The organism is Mycobacterium sp. IDUB_37 (genome assembly GCF_055419245.1).
Genome location: NZ_JBVAXG010000001.1, coordinates 861909 through 880586, shown reverse-complemented (window position 1 = coordinate 880586; position 18678 = coordinate 861909). Strand labels below are relative to the sequence as shown.

At 67.5% G+C, this 18678-nt stretch carries 3 protein-coding genes; 1 reads left to right on the top strand and 2 read right to left on the bottom strand.

What is annotated here, in order from left to right:
- Window positions 1–65: 65 nt before the first annotated feature.
- Together ACZY1I_RS03985 and ACZY1I_RS03980 are read right to left on the bottom strand one after the other, a co-directional pair.
- Window positions 66–4595 carry a PE family protein gene (locus ACZY1I_RS03985; protein ID WP_463752955.1) on the bottom strand — a complete coding sequence of 1510 codons (4530 nt, stop codon included), beginning with the start codon at window positions 4593–4595 and terminating at the stop codon, window positions 66–68.
- Window positions 4596–4761: 166 nt separating this feature from the next.
- Window positions 4762–8322: a PE family protein gene (locus tag ACZY1I_RS03980; protein WP_463752954.1), complete on the bottom strand. Its 3561-nt coding sequence runs from the start codon at window positions 8320–8322 to the stop codon at window positions 4762–4764.
- Window positions 8323–8616: 294 nt separating this feature from the next.
- Here ACZY1I_RS03980 and ACZY1I_RS03975 point away from each other — a divergent pair, with 294 nt between their 5' ends.
- Window positions 8617–18666 carry a PPE domain-containing protein gene (locus ACZY1I_RS03975; RefSeq protein ID WP_463752953.1) on the top strand — a complete coding sequence of 3350 codons (10050 nt, stop codon included), beginning with the start codon at window positions 8617–8619 and terminating at the stop codon, window positions 18664–18666.
- Window positions 18667–18678: the final 12 nt, after the last annotated feature.

Genomic DNA, 18678 nt, shown 5'->3' with positions numbered 1-18678 from the left:
GGTTGTGTTCAGCTGCCCGCACAGAGCCGCTGTATTCCGCGCTGGCGCCCGTTGATGGCCGAGGTTCAGGTGCCGCCCTTGCCGCCGGTCCCGCCGCCCCCGCCGCCGCCGGGATCCGGGTTATTGCCCCCGCCGCTCGGGCCGCCTCCAGGACCACCGGGGGACCCACCGACGCCGGCTCCGCCATTGCCGCCCTTGCCGCCGGTCCCGCCGCCGCCTCCGCCGCCGCCGCTACCGCCGGTACCCCAGTTTCCCGAGCCGCCGCTGGTGTTACCGCCGCCACCGCTACCACCGCTGCCACCCGAGCCACCTTTAGCGCCGGAGATGCCGGGCATGGTTCCGGCTCCGCCGGTTCCGCCGCTTCCGCCTGCGCCTCCGGTTCCGCCGTTTCCGTTCGTGCTGGTGATGTCAAACCCGCCATAGCCGCCGGTGCCACCGGTGCCACCGGTCCCACCGGCGCTGGGGGTGCCGCCGGTACCGCCGGTGGCGATATTGACAACGCTGCCGCCGTTACCGCCGCTGCCGCCGCTGCCGGCGCTGCCGCCATTTCCGCCGTTATAGCCTCCGTCAGTTGAATTGCCGCTGCCGCCGGTACCGCCGTTGCCGCCGTTGCCGGCGATGCCGCCGACGCCACCATTGGCGCCATTGCCAGTGCCGCCGTTGCCGGCGTTGCCGCCGTTTGCGCCGCTGCCGCCGACGCCGCCCGCCCGGCCGACTCCGGCGGTGCCACTGCCGCTGCCGCCGGTACCACCGTTGCCACCGTCGGCGCCGTCACCTCCTGCGCCGCCTACGCCGCCGGGGCTCACGCCGGTGAAGCCCCCGTTGCCGCCGTTACCTCCGCTGCCGCCCGTAGCGGCGTTGCCGCCACTGCCACCGTTTGAAAATGAGGCGGCCGTTCCGCCGGTGCCGCCGCTGCCACCGACGCCGCCGCTGCCGCCGCTGCCGCCGAAGCCGGCGCCGTTGACCACCCCGAAGGCGTTACCGCCGTTACCGCCGGTGCCGCCGTTGCCGCCGATAGCGCCGCTGCCGCCCACGTAGGTGCTCAGTCCGCCTTTGCCGGCGCCGCCGCCGCTGCCACCGGCGCCGCCGTTGCCCGCCTCGCCGCCGGAGCCGGCGATGTTGCCGTTGCCGTTGCCGCCAAGGCCGCCATTGCCGGCGTTGCCACCGGCGCCGCCATTACCGCCATCATGGCTGCTGTTGCCGTTGCCGTTGCCGCCGTTGCCGCCGTCGCCGCCGGCGCCGCCGCCTGCGCCCTTGCCACCGCCTTGGCCGCCGGTGCCGCCATTACCGCCGTTGCCGCCCTTGCCTGCGGCACCGCCGTCGCCTCCCGATGCGAAAGTGCTTTCGCCGCCTGCGCCGCCTGCGCCGCCGGCACCGCCATTACCGCCGCCGCCGGCGTTTCCGCCGCCGACGGAGAGGCCGGCCGTACCCGTTGCATTGAACGCACTGCCGCCGCTGCCGCCGGTACCGCCGACGCCGCCGTTACCTCCCCGTCCGCCGTCGTCGGCGCTGCCCGCTATTGCATCGGCGCCGGCGCCGCCGGTGCCCCCTGCGCCGCCGTTGCCGGCTTTGCCGCCGTTGCCGGCTGCTGCGCCGTAACCGCTGCCCCCGGTGCCTCCGTTGCCGCCGGCGCCACCGTTGCCGGCGGGGCCGCCGTTTCGGCCGGCGAAGGCACTGCCGGAGCCACCTTCCCCGCCTGTGTTCCCGTCGCCGCCGGCGCCGGCGCTGCCGCCCTTGCCTCCGCCAAGGCCGCCGGTGCCGCCGTTGCCCCCGTTGCCGCCGCTACCGCCGTTGCCGCCGGTGCCTCCGTCGGAGCCGAAAGTGGGTGTGCCGCCACCGCCTCCGAATCCGGCGTTGCCTCCATCGCCCCCGTTGCCGGCGTTGCCGCCGCCGACACCGTTGTAGCCGTTTCCACCGTTTCCGCCGGTGCCGCCGACACCACCGTTGCCGCCGTTACCGCCGTCGTAGCTGTCCCCCTGGATGATGGAGTAATCACCTTTGGCGCCATTTCCGGCGTTGCCGCCGTTGCCGCCATGGCCGCCGTTGCCGGCGACGCCCGCCGCGCCCTTCGTGCCCGCTTTCCCACCACCGTTGGCGATGCCGCTTTCTCCGCCGGCGCCCGCATTGCCGCCAGCACCGCCATTTCCACCGGCTCCGCCGTTGCCGCCGTTGGCCCCAGCACCGGTGCCCACGCCGTAAGTGGGACCGTCGCCGCCGTCGCCGCCGCTGCCGCCGTTGGCGCCGTTGCCGCCTTTGCCGCCGTTGCCGGCGGTTCCACCGTGGGCGGCGCCGCCCTGGCCGCCTCGGCCACCGGTCCCGCCGGCGCCGCCACCGCCTCCGGGTTCGCTGTCGGCCTTCGAGTTGCTGGCGCCGTCGCCGGCGGAGCCGGCGTTGCCGCCGTCGCCGCCGTTGCCGGCGATGCCCGCCTTGCCGGCGGTTCCCGCGGCGCCGGCACCCGCACCGGCCATGCCGGCTTTGCCGGCGTCCCCGCCAAGGCCGCCCGTGCCGCCGTTGCCGCCGGGGTTGCCGTCCGTGTCGGCGTTGGAGAAGCCGAGGCCGCCGGTGCCGCCTTGTGCGCCGTTACCCCCGTTGCCACCGCTGCCGTTCGTGCCACCGGCGCCGGCCATGCCGCCGGTTCCGCCTTGGCCGCCGTCTCCGCCGCCGCCACCGGTGCCGCCGTTGATCGTGGTCATTTTCGTGCCGTCGGTTCCGGTGGCGCCAAGGCCGCCGTTGCCCCCGAGCCCGCCGTTTCCACCGTCACCGGATTTGCCGACGGTACCCCCGGCGCCTCCGGTCCCTGCGGCGCCGACGGTCCCTGCGTTGCCGCCGGTCCCGCCCATGCCGCCGTTGCCGCCGGCGGTGCTCAGGGTGGTTGCCGCGCCGCCGGCCCCGCCGGTGCCACCGACGCCGCCGTTGCCGCTGTTGCCGCCGCTGCCGTTGATGCCACCGGGCCCAGTGTTCCCGCCGGCCCCCCCGTTGCCGCCGGCCCCGCCGGAGGGTCCGGGGTTGCCGTCCACCCCGGCCCCGACGGCGGCCCCGACGCCACCGACGCCGCCGTAGCTGCCGTTGCCGCCATTGCCGCCGTTGCCGTAGGCACCCACGGTGCCACCGACGCCGCCGGCGCCCCTGTCGCCGTTGGCACCGCCATTGCCGCCGGCACCGCCATTGCCGCCGGCACCGCCCGCCACTGCGCCGAAACCGTTCGCGCCATGATCGCCGTCGCCGCCGGCAGCGCCGCTGCCGCCCGCCCCGCCATTGCCGTTGATGGCCCAGTTACTGCCGTTGCCGCCCGTCCCAGCGTCCCCACCGGCACCGCCTTTGCCACCGCTACCGCCGTTGTGGCCGTTGAGTATCGAGGCCCCACCTTTGCCGGCCACCCCGCCACCGCCGCCGGCACCGCCGTTGCCCGCGGCCGCGGTGATCCCGGCGGCCGCCCCACCCACGCCGCCGTGACCGCCGCCACCGCCGGCACCACCATCGGCCGCCGCGAAACCGGCTTTGTCGTTGCCGCCCGCCCCGCCGACGCCGCCGTCACCTCCGGCCCCGCCGTGGCCACCATCGCCGCCCAGCCCGATCAGCGGCGCTTGACCCGACTGACCCCCGGCCCCGCCGCGACCCCCGAACCCGCCGTCACCGCCAATCTGCGCATTGGCGCCGGCACCGCCGGCGCCGCCATCGCCACCGGCACCGCCGAGCCCGCCGACCCCGCCGATGCCCAGCACACCGGGGTTGCCGCCGATTCCGCCGTTGCCGCCCGCCCCGCCGCTGCCACCGGCTGCGCCGGCCCCTCCGGCCGCACCGGTGCTGCCCATTCCGCCGGCACCACCGGTGCCGCCCACGCCAATCAACTGCCCGCCGTTGGCCCCAGCACCGCCGTTGCCGCCCACGCCACCACCGGGCCCGCCCATACCGCCGGCACCACCGGTGCCGCCGTAGCCGAACAGCTGGGCCACCCCACCGGCCCCCCCGGCCCCACCGGCGCCCCCCGCCGTCGTGCTGTTGCCGCCGGCCCCGCCCCACCCACCGGGGCCATACAGCAAACCCCCGGCCCCGCCGGCGCCGCCGGATGCCCCAGCACCCCCGGCACCACCAGCACCCCCCGCACCCCACAGACCCGCAGCCCCACCGGCACCGCCGGCCTGCCCCGCCGCCCCCGACCCGCCGTTACCGCCGTAACCAAACAACAACCCACCCGGGCCGCCGGCCTGCCCCGTGCCCGGCGCCCCGTTAGTGCCATCACCGATCAGCGGACGACCCAGCAACAGCTGGGTGGGCGCATTGATCAAATCCAAAAGCGGCTGCAACGGGCCGACATTGACCGACTCCGCGAGCGCATAGCCGGCTCCGCTGACAGACAACGACTGCACAAACTGCGCGTGCAGCGCCGACGCCTGTACGGCCACCTCCTGATAACCGAGCGCATGTCCGGTAAACAACGCCGCAACCGCCTGCGACACCTCGTCGGCGGCCGCGCTGGCCAGCCCTGTCGTCGACCGCGCCGCGACCGCATTGGCCGCAAAGATCGTCGAACCGATACCCGCCACGTCCGAAGCCACAGCTGACACCAGCTCCGGTGCAACCACCAAATAAGTCATCAGCGACCTCGCCGTCCGTCAAAGCAACCCGAAACCCCACCGGCAACTACCGAAAAAACCACCCATCGTGCCCGGCCACGAGCGTGAGTCAACGCTTCCACTCGACTGCCCGTCCTTTCTCTTACCGGCCGTTCACCAGCCAATTGGGCGCCTGACGGCGCTGGGACTAAGTGCCACCGCTACCGCCGGTGCCGCCGCTGCCGCCGCTACCGCCATTGGGGGGTCTGTTGTTCTGACCGCCGGTCGGGCCGTTGCCGGCGCTGCCGAGGGTTCCGGGGTCGCCGAAGATCCCGTCAAAGGACTTACCGCCGGTGCCGCCGGTGCCGCCGGTGCCGCCCGTACCGCCGAGGCCCGCGTAGTCGTCATTGCCGAAGGTGCTGCCGTTGCCGCCGGTGCCGCCGGTGCCACCGCCGCCACCCGCGGCAGAGTTGCCGCCCGGAGCGGTTGCGCTGCCACCGGTGCCACCCGCGCCGCCCATGCCGCCGTTGCCCCCGTTGCCGTTGTTGGTGAAGGGGACTTGACTGTCGCCGCCGCCACCTCCGGTACCGCCGTTACCACCGGTGCCGCCGCCGCCGGCGTCGCCGCCGATGCCTTTTCCGGAGACGCCGCCGCCGAGGCCGCCGCCGCCTCCCTTGCCGCCGGTGCCGCCGGCGCCGCCGTCATAGCCCGAGGAGAAGGTGGCAACGTCTGTAGCGTGGCCGCCGGTGCCGCCGTTGCCGCCGTTGCCGGCGAGGCCGCCGGCGCCGCCGTCTGCGCCGTTGCCCTGACCGCCGTGGCCGGCATCGCCGCCGGCACCGCCGGCGCCGCCGGCCCCCCCATTCCGGCCGAGGACACCCCCTTCGCCGCCGGTTCCGCCGGTGTTGCCATTGCCTCCGTTGCCGGCGGCGCCTCCCTTGCCGCCGCCGAAACCGCCGTTGCCGCCCCCGCCGCCTAGGCCGCCGATACCGCCGGCACCGCCGCGCGCACCGTCACCGCCGATGCTCGCTGTGCCGCCAGTGCCTCCAGCGCCGGCGAGGCCGCCGTCGCCGCCCCTGCCACCGGCGCCGCCGCCGACGCCTGCGATGCCGTTGCCACCAAGACCCCCGGCACCGCCCTGGCCGCCGTTGCCGCCGCCGCCACCGAAATAGCCGTCTCCTGTGATGCCGGCGGCACCGTCGGCACCCTTGCCGCCGATGCCACCGGCGCCGCCGTCGCCGCCGGCGCCGGCGACGCCAGCGTTGCCCGCAGTGCCGCCGCTGCCGCTGCCGGCCGCCCCGCCTGCACCGGCGTTGCCGCCGGCGCCGCCGGTGCCACCGGTTCCGCCCGCTTGGCCGGGCGGGCCGTCGGAGCCATTGGGCGGCGGCGGCCGTACGCCGTCAGCGCCGTTGCCCCCGTGGCCGCCCTTGCCGCCGTCGGCGCCATTGCCGCCTTTGCCGCCGCTGCCGGCGATTCCGCCGTTGGCGGCGCCACCCGCGCCACCCTGACCGCCGCTGCCGCCTTTCGTGCCGTTGCCGCCCGCCTGGCCATCGGTGTTGTTGTCATCGACGCCGTTGCCGCCGAGTCCGCCGTCGGCGCCGAATCCGCCGTTGCCGCCGGTGCCCGCTTTGCCGGCGGCTCCCGCACTGCCGGCACCCGCACCGGCGAGGCCGGCTTTCCCGGCGTCGCCGCCGGCGCCACCTTTGCCACCGTCCCCGCCATCCGTGCTGGAAGTCCCCACGATGGCCGCACCGCCGTTGCCGCCGAGTCCGCCGTTGCCGCCTTTGCCGCCACCACCATTTTTGCCGCCGGCGGCGGCCGAGCCGCCGGTTCCGCCCTGGCCGCCGTCTCCGCCGCCGCCACCGGTGCCGCCGTTGACATTGCCGTTGGCGCCGTTGGCGCCGTCGCCCCCGAGCCCGCCGTCGCCGCCGGTGCCGACGGTGCCGGCGGAACCCCCGGCGCCTCCGGTCCCGGCGATGCCGGCGACGCCGGCGTTGCCGCCGGTCCCGCCTTGGCCGCCGTTGCCGCCGTCTGTGCCCAGAACGACCGCCGCGCCGCCGTTACCGCCAGTGCCACCGGTCCCGCCGTTGCCGCTGTTGCCTCCGCTGCCGTTGAGGCCACTGGTCCCGCTGCCGCCACCGGCACCCCCGTTGCCGCCAGCCCCGCCAGAGGGTCCGGGATTGCCGTTCCCCCCGGGCCCGCCCTTGCCGCCGGTGCCTCCGTTGCCGCCGTAGCTGCCGTTGCCGCCGTTGCCGCCGTTGCCGTAGGCACCCGCAACGCCGCTGACGCCGCCAGTGCCGGCTTTGCCGCCGGCGCCGGCATTCCCGCCGGCACCACCGCTACCGCCCGCGCCGCCCGCCACGGCGCCGGTGGCGTTGGCGCCATGACCGCCGTCGCCGCCGGCCGCGCCGCTGCCGCCCACCCCGCCGTTGCCGTTGACCGCCGCTGCATCGCTGGCGTTGCCCCCCGCCCCGGCGACCCCACCGGCACCACCTTTGCCGCCGCTACCTCCGTTGTGGCCGTTGAATGTTGAGGCCCCACCTTTGCCGGCCACCCCGCCATCACCGCCGGCGCCGCCGTTGCCCGCCACCGCCGCCAGACCGGCGGCCGCCCCACCCACGCCGCCGGCACCCCCGGCGCCGCCGTCGCCGCCCTTGGCCGCAGCAAAGGCGGCGGTGTCGTTGCCGCCGGCCCCGCCGACGCCGCCGTGCCCGCCGGCCCCGCCGTGGCCAGCAGCACCGGCCAGCCCTATCAGCGGCGCTTGACCCGACTGCCCGCCGAACCCGCCGGCACCACCAGCCCCGCCGTTACCGCCGATCTGCGCATTGCCGCCGGCACCGCCGGCGCCGCCATCGCCACCGGCACCGCCGAGCCCGCCAACCCCACCGGCCCCCAGCACACCCGCGGTTCCACCGATCCCGCCGTTGCCGCCCGCACCGCCGCTCCCACCGTCCACGCCGGCCGCGCCGCCCGTGCCTGCGCTACCCACCCCGCCGGCACCACCAATGCCGCCCACACCGATCAGCTGCCCGCCCCTGCCGCCCGCACCGCCGCTGCCGCCCGCACCACCACCGGGCCCGCCCATACCTCCGGCACCGCCGGTACCGCCGTAGCCGAAGAGCGGGGCTGCACCGCCGGCCCCTCCGGCCCCGCCGGTGCCCCCCATCGTCGCGCTGTTGCCACCAGCCCCGCCGGCCCCACCAGTACCCCACAGCCACCCCGCGGCCCCGCCGGCCCCACCTGATGCGCTAGCACCTCCGGCGCCACCAGCGCCGCCCGTACCGATCAGACCCGCGTCCCCCCCGGGACCACCGGCCTGCCCCGCGGCCCCCGACCCACCGCTACCACCGCTTCCGTACAACAACCCACCCAGCCCGCCGGCCTGCCCGCTGCCCGGCGCCCCGTCGGTGCCATTGCCGATCAGCGGACGACCCAACAACAGTTGGGTTGGCGCGTTGATCAAATCTAGAAGCGGTTGCAACGGGCCAACATTGAGCGCCTCCGCGGTCGCATAACTGGCCCCACCGGCAGACAACGTCTGCACAAACTCCTCGTGCAGCGTGGCGGCCTGCACGGCCAACTCCTGATAGCCCAGCGCATGCCCGGAAAACAGCGCCGCGACCGCCCGCGATACCTCGTCGGCGGCCGCACTGGCCAGCCCCGTCGTCGACCGCGCTGCGACGGCATTGGCCGCGGAGATCGTCGAACCAATGCCCGCTACGTCCCAAGACGCAGCCGCCACCAGCTCCGGTGAAACCACCACAAACGTCATCAGCGACCTCGCAGTCCCTCAAGACACCCTCGGAAAGCCACCAGCAACCACCAGCGCAGTCAAATACGGTAGCTGACCGCGGGCGCAGAGTATAGGTTCTCGCGCGACTGCAGCAGATGTTTGTGCAGTTCACCAAGCGAAGACGGGGTGCGTGTAAGACAATTTAATATTGCGCTGATAATTTTTGCTGGAATGCGTGTGAAACCGCCTCCGGACCGCTACGGTAGTCCGTTGCACGCCTGTTGAATAGAAACGACCGCCACCCCGGTGGGGGTCACCCGCGAAGGACAGCGTATGCAGTTTGCGGTACTGGCACCCGAGGTCAACTCGGCGCGAATGTTCCTTGGCGCCGGTTCAGGTTCGGTATGGGCGTCCGCGGCGGCTTGGGATGGATTGGCCGCCGACTTGGCCTCGGCGGCAGCCTCGTTCGGATCGGTGACAGACGGGCTGCTGGTTTCCGCTTGGCAGAGCGCGGCGGCGGTGCAGATGGTGGGTGCCGCCGCACCTTATCTGGAATGGTTGAGATCGGCCGCGGCGCAGGCCAGCGAAGCGGCGGGCTACGCCCGGATTGTGGCGGCCGCGTTCGAAGCAGCGCAGGCCGCAACGGTGCATCCTCTCGTCGTGGCTGCCAACCGCACTCAAATAGCGTCGCTGGTGAGGTCGAACCTGCTGGGGCTGAGCGCGCCTGCGATCGCGGCCATGGAGGCACAGTACGAGGGCATGTGGGCGCAGGATGTGACCGCGATGTTCGGCTATCACTCCGGGGCTTCCGCCGCGATTTCGGGCTTGACACCGTTCGGCCTGCCACCTGCGAATTTGCCCAATCTGGCGGACGCGGCGGGTCGCGTCGCGAGCACCTCGAGCGCCTTGAGCGCCCAGGTCGCCGCGGCGGCGAACGCTGCCGGCGCTCAGCTCGTGGGTGGGGTGTCGGCCGGCGCGGGCGCGGGTTCAGCTGCGGCCGCCGAGGGTGCTGCCGCCGTCTCGTACGCCATCAACTTCGGCCTGAACAATGTCGGTGTCGGCAATCTCGGCAGCACCAACATCGGCAACTACAACCTCGGCGGCGCGAACATCGGCTCCGGAAACATCGGCTCGGCCAACATCGGTTTCGGAAACATCGGTTTCGGAAACAGTGGTCCGTCGCTGACGGCGGCCATCCACAACATCGGCTTCGGCAACACCGGCAGCAACAACATCGGCTTCGGTAACACCGGCGACGGCAACATCGGCTTCGGCAACACCGGCAACGGCAACTTCGGTATCGGGCTCACCGGCAACGCCATGAACGGGTTCGGCGGACTGAACTCCGGCACGGGCAACATCGGCTTTTTCAACTCGGGCACCAACAACACCGGCTTATTCAACTCGGGGACCGGAAACTTCGGTATCGGCAACTCCGGCATCTTCAACACCGGTTTCAGTAACCCCGGGACCGCCAACACCGGCTTCTTCAACACCGGGATCGCCAACACAGGCTTTAGCAACTCGGGCAACTACAACACGGGTACCAACAACTCGGGCAGCGCCAACACGGGCGGCTTCAACACCGGCAACTACAACACCGGCTGGCTCAACAGCGGTAGCTACAACACCGGTGTGGCGAACTCGGGCAACGTCAATACCGGCGCGTTGATCACTGGCAACTACAACAACGGCCTCTTCTGGCGGGGCAACTACCAGGGGTTGATCAACGGGTCCCCTGGCATCGGCAATACCAGCACCGTCCCGTCGTCGGGCTTCTTCAACAGCGGTGACGGCATCGCTTCGGGCATTGGGAACTCCGGGGGCAACGTTTCGGGCTTCTTCAATTCCGCGAAGGGAAGCCTCGGCCTCTCGGGGTTCCTGACCAGCGGCACGGCGGCGTCCGGGCTGTCCGTCACCGGCAACACGATCTCCGGTCTTTTCAACGACGCTTACCCGGAGGACCTCACAAACCCCAACTATGTGTCCGGTTTAGCCAACACCGGACCGTACGTTTCGGGCCTGTTCGGCGGTACCTCGGCCCCCACGGGCAACACCGGTTTGGCCAACGTGGGTCAGCAGAACACCGGTCTCGCCAACGTCGGCGATTTCAACAACGGCATCGCCAACGTGGGCGACAACAACACGGGAGGCGCAAACCAGGGCCAGGCCAACACCGGTTTTGGCAACACGGGCACGGCGAATACCGGCACCGGCAACTTCGGCAACCAAAACGTCGGCAACGCAAACCTGGGCAACTTCAACAACGGTTTGGGAAACCTCGGCAATTACAACACCGGCGTGGGGAACCGGGGCGACAACAACGCGGGGTTCGGCAACAACGGGGTCGGCAACATCGGTTTTGGAAATTCGGGCAGCGGCAACATCGGAATCGGGCTGTCCGGAACGGGTCTGGTCGGCTTCGGAGCGCTGAACACCGGCAGCGGCAACCTGGGCCTATTCAACTCCGGCACCAACAACATCGGCCTGTTCAACTCGGGCACCGGAAACGTCGGGATTGGAAACGCGGGCACCGGCAACTGGGGCATGGTCAACCCCGGCACCGGCAATACCGGCTACGGCAACGCCGGCAGGTTCAACACGGGCTGGTTCAACACCGGTGTTGCCAACACCGGCATCGCCAACGTGGGCAACTACAACACGGGTATGGGCAACGTCGGCAACGTCAACACTGGCGCCTTCGATGCCGGCAATTACAACACCGGCGGCCTCAACCCCGGCAACACCAACACGGGCTTCCTGAACACCGGCAATTACAACAACAGCATTCTCGCCTCAGGCGATAACGCGGGCCAGATCGGTATCGACCTCTCGGTCACCGCTCCCACCGAGTACTTCGATATGCAGATGACCATCCCCGTCAATGAAGTGATGCAATTCGGTGGAACGGTTATGACGTTGCCGGGCAGCACGCAAACAATCGCGATGTTCCTTGCACCACCACCCGACCCGATAACGTTGACTTTGGGACCGGTCACGCTACCGGATTCCACCGTCAATCTTCCCCTCTTGACGCTCACTATCGGCGGACCCAACACCAGCATTGGCATCAATCTGAGCGGCGCCTTCGAGGGTGACACCATTACCTTCCTCAGGGTCGATCCCAAGCCGGGATTCTTCAATACGACCGACCAGCCGTCGTCGGGATTCTTCAACAGCGGCACCGGCAGCGTATCCGGCGTGTTCAATGTCGGCGCCAACTTGTCCGGCATGCAAAACGTCGGCGCGTTGTCATCCGGCTTTGCGAACTTCGGCAATACCGTCTCCGGCATTTACAACACCAGCACGGCCAATCTGGCGACGGCGGCCAACATCTCCGGACTGGCGAACATCGGTGGAAACATGGCCGGCGCGGTGCGCGACGTCAACGGCGTCTACATCAACGTGGGCCTGGTGAATGCCGGCGAATTGAACCTGGGCAACGGGAACTTTGGCAGCGGCAACCTGGGCAACGGAAATATCGGCGGCGCAAATATCGGCGACGGAAACATCGGCAGCACGAACTTCGGCTTCGGGAACATCGGCTTTGGGAACATCGGGTTCGGTAACACCGGTCCGTCGTTGGCAGCGGGCATCCACAACATCGGCTTCGGCAACACCGGCAGCGACAACATCGGCTTCGGTAACACCGGCAACGGCAACATCGGCTTCGGCAACACCGGCAACGGCAACATCGGCATCGGGTTCGCCGGCGATCGCCTGATCGGCTTCGGGAACTTGAACTCCGGCAGCGGCAACTTCGGCCTGTTCAACTCGGGCACTAACAACGTCGGCTTCTTCAACTCGGGCGATGGAAACTTCGGCATCGGCAACTCCGGCAGCTACAACACCGGCTTCGCCAACACCGGCAGCACCAACACGGGCTTTTTCAACTCCGGCATTGCCAACACCGGTATCGCCAACGCAGGCAGCTACAACACCGGGACCTACAACATCGGCAGCACCAACACCGGCATGGCCAACCCCGGCAACTACAACACCGGATGGTTCAACGCCGGAAACTCCAACACTGGCCTGGCGAACTCCGGCGACGTCAACACCGGCGGCTTCGTCACGGGTGACATGAACAACGGCTTCTTCTGGCGGGGCAACCAGCAAGGCCTGATGGGTGGGAACTACACACTCCGCGTTCCCCAGATGCCTGGGCACGTCACCCTGAGCGTCCCCATCAACATTCCCATCACGATGACTGCGACCGGTGGCGTCTACAACGGAATGACGATTCCGAGCATCCCCTTCAATATCACCTATGGATTGTTCACGGGGATCAGCCTGTTGGACGGGAGTATCAACTCCCTCACGATTCCTCAGATTCCATTCGAAATAACGCTATTGAGCGTCTACATCGGCAATCCGAACGGTTCTACAGCGATAACCGTGCCTGCTACATTCAGCGTTAATTACTTCGAGTGGACGGCCTTCAACCAGGATTTCAAGCCGGGCTTCTACAACTCCGGCACCGGTGTCTCCTCCGGATTTTTCAACGGCGGCCTGGGCGGCAATTCGGGCTATGGAAACATCGGCGCCAACAGCTCCGGCTTCCAGAACATCGGTTCCGGAATTCTCGGAAACTCGGGTTTCAGGAACTACGGCGCCCTGCAGTCGGGTATGCAGAACATGGGCAACACCGTATCGGGTGTGCTCAACTCGAGTTCGCTGGACTTTGCGACAGCTGCTCGCGTCTCCGGCATATCGAATACCGGCACCAACCTGGCAGGCATATTCCGCGACGCGCTGCCCGGCAGCATTGGCGGCACCACTAACTTCAACCTGGGCTTCGGAAATTTGGGCGGGCTCAACGCCGGCTTGGGAAACGTCGGCGAATACAACTTCGGCCTCGGGAATCTCGGCGACTACAACGTCGGCAACGGCAACGTCGGCGACCAGAACTTCGGCAACGGGAACATCGGCAGCCTCAACATCGGGTTCGGCAACAGTGGGCCCGGGCTGACGGCGGCCCTTAACAACATCGGGTTCGGCAACACCGGCAGCAACAACTTCGGTTTCGGCAACTTCGGCGACGGCAACATCGGCTTCGGCAACACCGGTAGCGGCAACATCGGCATCGGGCTCAGCGGCAACAATCAGTACGGCTTCGGCGGCTTGAACTCCGGCAGCGGCAACGTCGGTCTGTTCAACTCCGGCACCGACAACGTCGGCTTGTTCAACTCGGGCACCGGCAACTTCGGTATCGGCAATTCCGGCCGTTACAACACCGGCTTCGGCAACACCGGCAGCACCAACACCGGCTTTTTCAACACCGGTCTGGTCAACACCGGGATCGCCAACGCGGGCAGCTACAACACCGGCAGCTACAACATCGGAAATACCAACACCGGTGACTTCAACCCGGGCAGCTACAACACCGGCAACTTCAATACCGGCAACTACAACACCGGGATGGGGAACTCGGGCAACGTCAACACCGGCGCCTTCAACACCGGTAACCTCAACAACGGCTTCGGATGGCGGGCCGACAATCAAGGGTGGGTCAGCGCCGACGCGGGCACGGTCATCCCCGACACCCCTGTTCCGTTCGAGTTCGACGTGCCGATTCACTTGTCCATACCGATCGGCGTCGCACTACCCACCATCAGGATCTCGAGCTTCACCATTCCGTCACTGACGGTTGACCTCGACACGATCATTGGCGACGCGAACCTCGGCCTCACCTCAATCGGTGTCCCACCTCTGACGATCGGCCTCCCGTTCATCGGTATGCACATCGGCACACCCGTAGGTGAGACCGGACCGTTGATCCACATCACCGGATCCGGTGGGCTACTGCCCCTCACCACGCCGGCCGTCGACGTCAAGCCGTCTCCGGGCTTCGGAAACTCGACCACGAGTCCGTCGTCGGGCTTCTTCAACTCCGGAAGCGGCATCTCTTCCGGCTTCATGAACCTGGGCGCCAACGCATCCGGCTTCTTCAACGTTGCGTCCGGCACCTCAGGAATCTCGGGCTACAAAGTCTTCGGCGACCTGGTATCGGGCTTCTCGAACCTGGGCAACACCGTCTCGGGCTTCTTCAATACAAGTTCCGCCACCAGCGTGTTCACCACGCCCGCCTTTGTTTCCGGGGCCGGCAACGTCGGTATGAACCTCGCGGGATTACTGAGCAGCAGCGAGGACGGATCGTTGCTCAATTTTGGCCTGGGCGATGTCGGCCAGTTGAATGTGGGCAGCGGCAACGTCGGCGACTTCAACCTGGGCAACGGAAACATCGGCGGCTACAACATCGGCAGCGGGAACGTCGGCGACCAGAACTTCGGCAGCGGGAACATCGGCTTCGGGAACATCGGGTTCGGCAACAGCGGGCCCGGGTTGACGGCCGCGTGGAAGAACATCGGGTTCGGCAACACCGGCAGCGACAACTTCGGTTTCGGCAACTTTGGTGACGGCAACATCGGCTTCGGCAACACCGGTAGCGGCAACATCGGTATCGGGCTCAGCGGCAATAACCAGTCCGGCTTCGGTGGCTTGAACTCCGGCAGCGGCAACATCGGCCTGTTCAACTCCGGCACCAACAACGTCGGCTTGTTCAACTCGGGCAACGGAAACTTCGGTATCGGCAACTCCGGCGAGTTCAATACGGGCTTCGGCAACACCGGCAGCACCAACACCGGCTTTTTCAACACCGGTCTGGTCAACACCGGGATTGCCAATGCGGGCAGCCACAACACCGGCAGCTACAACACCGGCAGCACCAATACCGGTGACTTCAACCCGGGCAGCTACAACACCGGCTACTTCAACATCGGCGATACCAATACCGGCATCGGCAACTCGGGCAACGTCAACACCGGCGCCATGAATGGCGGCAGCTACAACAACGGGTTTATGTGGCGGAGCGATGGCCAAGGCATGACCGGCGCCCAGTACTACCTGACCGTTCCGGAAACGCCGGTCGCCAACATGGACGTCAGCATTCCCCTCAATATCCCCATTGGCATCAACTTCGGCAGCCTACGGGTCTACGGCTTCAGTCTGGACCCGATCAACATCAGTTTCAGCGGTCCCGTGTGGTCAAACGTCACCGGCACCGTCAGCTCCATTCAAGTCCCGTCGATCACGGGCACCCTGCCCACAATTACCGCAAACATCGGGAGCCCGGACGGTACAACGGCGCTCAATATCTCCATTCGCAGCCATACCGGTGCCACTCGCATCCGGTTCATGGATATCCCACCGGCAACTGGCGTAGGAAACACGACTACCAGCCCGTCGTCGGGCTTCTTCAACAGCGGCGCCGGTGGCGTCTCTGGCTTCGGGAACTTCGGTGCCAATTCATCCGGCCTGCTCAACTGGCAAGCCCTCGAAAGCTCGGGTTACAACAATGTCGGCACGTTGGCATCGGGCTTCTCCAACTTGGGCAACACCCTTTCGGGTTTCTTCAACACCAGCTCCGCCGCAGATCCATTCACGACGCCGGTCAACCTGTCAGGATTGAACAACGTCGGCGCGGACCTTGGGGGCCTATTCCGCGACGGCGCGTCCGGGGCGAACTTCAATCTGGGCCTGGGCAACATCGGACAATTGAGTCTGGGCAGCGGGAACATCGGCGATTTCAACCTGGGCAACGGAAACATCGGCGATCTCAACGTCGGCAGCGGGAACGTCGGCGGCCAGAACTTCGGCAGCGGGAACATCGGCAACCTCAACATCGGGTTCGGCAACAGCGGGCCCGGGCTGACGGCGGCCCTTCACAACATCGGTTTCGGCAACACCGGCAGCAACAACTTCGGTTTCGGCAACTTCGGCGACGGCAACATCGGCTTCGGCAACACCGGTAGCGGCAACATCGGTATCGGGCTCAGCGGCAATAATCAGATCGGCCTCGGTGGCTTGAACTCCGGCGGCGGGAACCTCGGCCTGTTCAACTCCGGCACCAACAACGTCGGCTTGTTCAACTCGGGCAACGGAAACTTCGGTATCGGCAATTCCGGCAGTTTCAACACCGGCTTCGGCAACACCGGCACCACCAATACCGGTCTGTTCAACACCGGTCTGGTCAACACCGGGATCGCCAATGCGGGCAGCTACAACACCGGCAGCTACAACATCGGCAGCACCAATACCGGTGACTTCAACCCGGGCAGCTACAACACCGGCAGCTTCAACATCGGAAGCGGCAACACCGGGATAGGGAACTCCGGCCACGTCAACACCGGGGTCTTCTCCTCCGGAAGCTACAACAACGGCCTCTTGTGGCGGGGCGAATACCACGGCGTCCCCTCCGGCGGCTACGGCTACACGATCGATGAAGTTCCGTTCGCATTCCAGGTTCGCGTACCGATCAATATCCCGATCACAGCCACCATCACCAGCGTGTCGATGTCGGCCATCAATATTTCTCCGATCAGCATCACCGGCACCGGCGAAGTCCTCGGCTTCCTCGACGTTGTCGACTTCAACATCACCATCGGCAACATCAGCATCCACGGTGGCGGTGCCGACGCCCCGATAACAACGCCCATCGTGATTGACTTCGGCAGCCAACCCCCGGTCAACACCGTGAACCTCAACATCGGTGATCGCAACGGTTCGACCATCGTCGTCATCAACGGCACCGGGGCATATGGCCCCGTCAGGATTCCGATCATCGACATTCCGGCATCACCGGGCTTCTTCAACAGCACGACAAATCCGTCGTCGGGCTTCTTCAACTCCGGCTTGGGCGGCCTTTCGGGCTTCCTCAATTTGGGCGCTAACAGTTCGGGCTTGTGGAACTACGCGACCGGAGTCCATGGAAACTCGGGATTCCAAAACTACGGTTCGCTGCAATCCGGCATAGCCAATCTCGGCAACAGCATCTCGGGTGTGTTCAACACCGGATTGGGTTCGGGCGGGCCGGACAGTGGCTCGGGCGGCGGCAACCTCGGCACCGACTTGGCCGGGTTGTTCCAGAACGGCCCCACCGGAAAGACGAGCTTCAACCTCGGCCTGGGCAATTTCGGCTCCTTGAACATCGGCGGCGGGAATGTCGGCGGATTCAACTTCGGCGGCGGCAACATCGGCAGCAACAACGTGGGTGGCGCCAACTTCGGCGGTGGCAACTTCGGCGGTGGCAACTTCGGCAGCGGCAACTTCGGCGGTGGCAACCTTGGCAGCGGCAATATCGGGTTCGGAAACTCCGGTCCAGCGCTGACGGCGGCCCTGCAGAACTTCGGCTTCGGCAACACCGGCAGCAACAACTTCGGTTTCGGCAACTTTGGCGACGGCAATGTCGGCTTCGGCAACACCGGCAACGGCAATTTCGGCATCGGCCTCACCGGCAACAACCAAGTCGGCTTCGGTGGCTTGAATTCAGGCAATGGCAACATCGGTCTGTTCAACTCAGGCACCGGCAACGTCGGATTCTTCAACTCCGGCACCGGCAACTGGGGAATCGGCAACTCCGGCACCTACAACACCGGTATCGGCGACAGTGGCAGCACCAACACGGGCTTTTTCAACACCGGACTGCTCAACACCGGCATCGGCAACGCGGGCAACTACAACACCGGCTTCTTCAACACCGGCAACACCAACACTGGCAGCTTCAACCCGGGCAGCTACAACACCGGCGACCTCAATGCCGGCAACTACAACACCGGCTGGCTCAACACCGGCAACTCCAACACCGGCATTGCGAACCCCGGCAATGTGAACACGGGAGCATTCATCTCGGGCAACTACAGCAACGGCTTCCTCTGGAGGGGCGACTACCAGGGCCTAATAAGCTTCGGCTACTCCTACGTTATGCCGGGCATGCCGTACCACTACGACGTGCCACTGAACATACAAATACCGATCACTGGCACTGTCGACGCCATTACAGCGGGCGCGTTCACCTATACGATTCCGATACACATCCAAGCCTCGACGATATTGGGGATCCGAATAGAGTACGGCGACAGCAATGTTGGGCCCGTTACGTTCAACTTCAACACGGTTCAACCCGAAACCCAGATAGATTTCACGTACACCAACGTCACCAATCTCAGCGGCACCGGCATCATGGGCCCGTACACGTACGGCTTCAAGTTTCAGCAGAGCCCGGGCTTCTTCAACTCGGGTAGCACCCCGTCCTCGGGCTTCTTCAATTCCTCGGGAGGCGCATCCGGGTTCTTCAACAACGCCAGCGGCGCCGTGTCCGGCTTTGCAAACCGCTTCGCCCAAATATCGGGCTTCTTCAACTCCGGCGGCATTGACGTATCGGGCTTCCAAAACTTCGGCACAATGGCATCGGGCTGGGCAAACCTCGGCAACTCCTTGTCCGGCGTATTTAACACCAGCATTTATGACTTCGCCACGCAGACCTTCATCTCCGGCTTCGGCAACTACGGCGCCCAACTGTCTGGGTTGCTCAATGGTCAATAGCGGTATCGGGTC

Bases quoted from the DNA above. Each gene is read 5' to 3' on its own strand.
- ACZY1I_RS03980 (WP_463752954.1), bottom strand. From the start codon at position 8,322: ATGACGTTTGTGGTGGTTTCACCGGAGCTGGTGGCGGCTGCGTCTTGG.
- ACZY1I_RS03985 (WP_463752955.1), bottom strand. From the start codon at position 4,595: ATGACTTATTTGGTGGTTGCACCGGAGCTGGTGTCAGCTGTGGCTTCG.
- ACZY1I_RS03975 (WP_463752953.1), top strand. From the start codon at position 8,617: ATGCAGTTTGCGGTACTGGCACCCGAGGTCAACTCGGCGCGAATGTTC.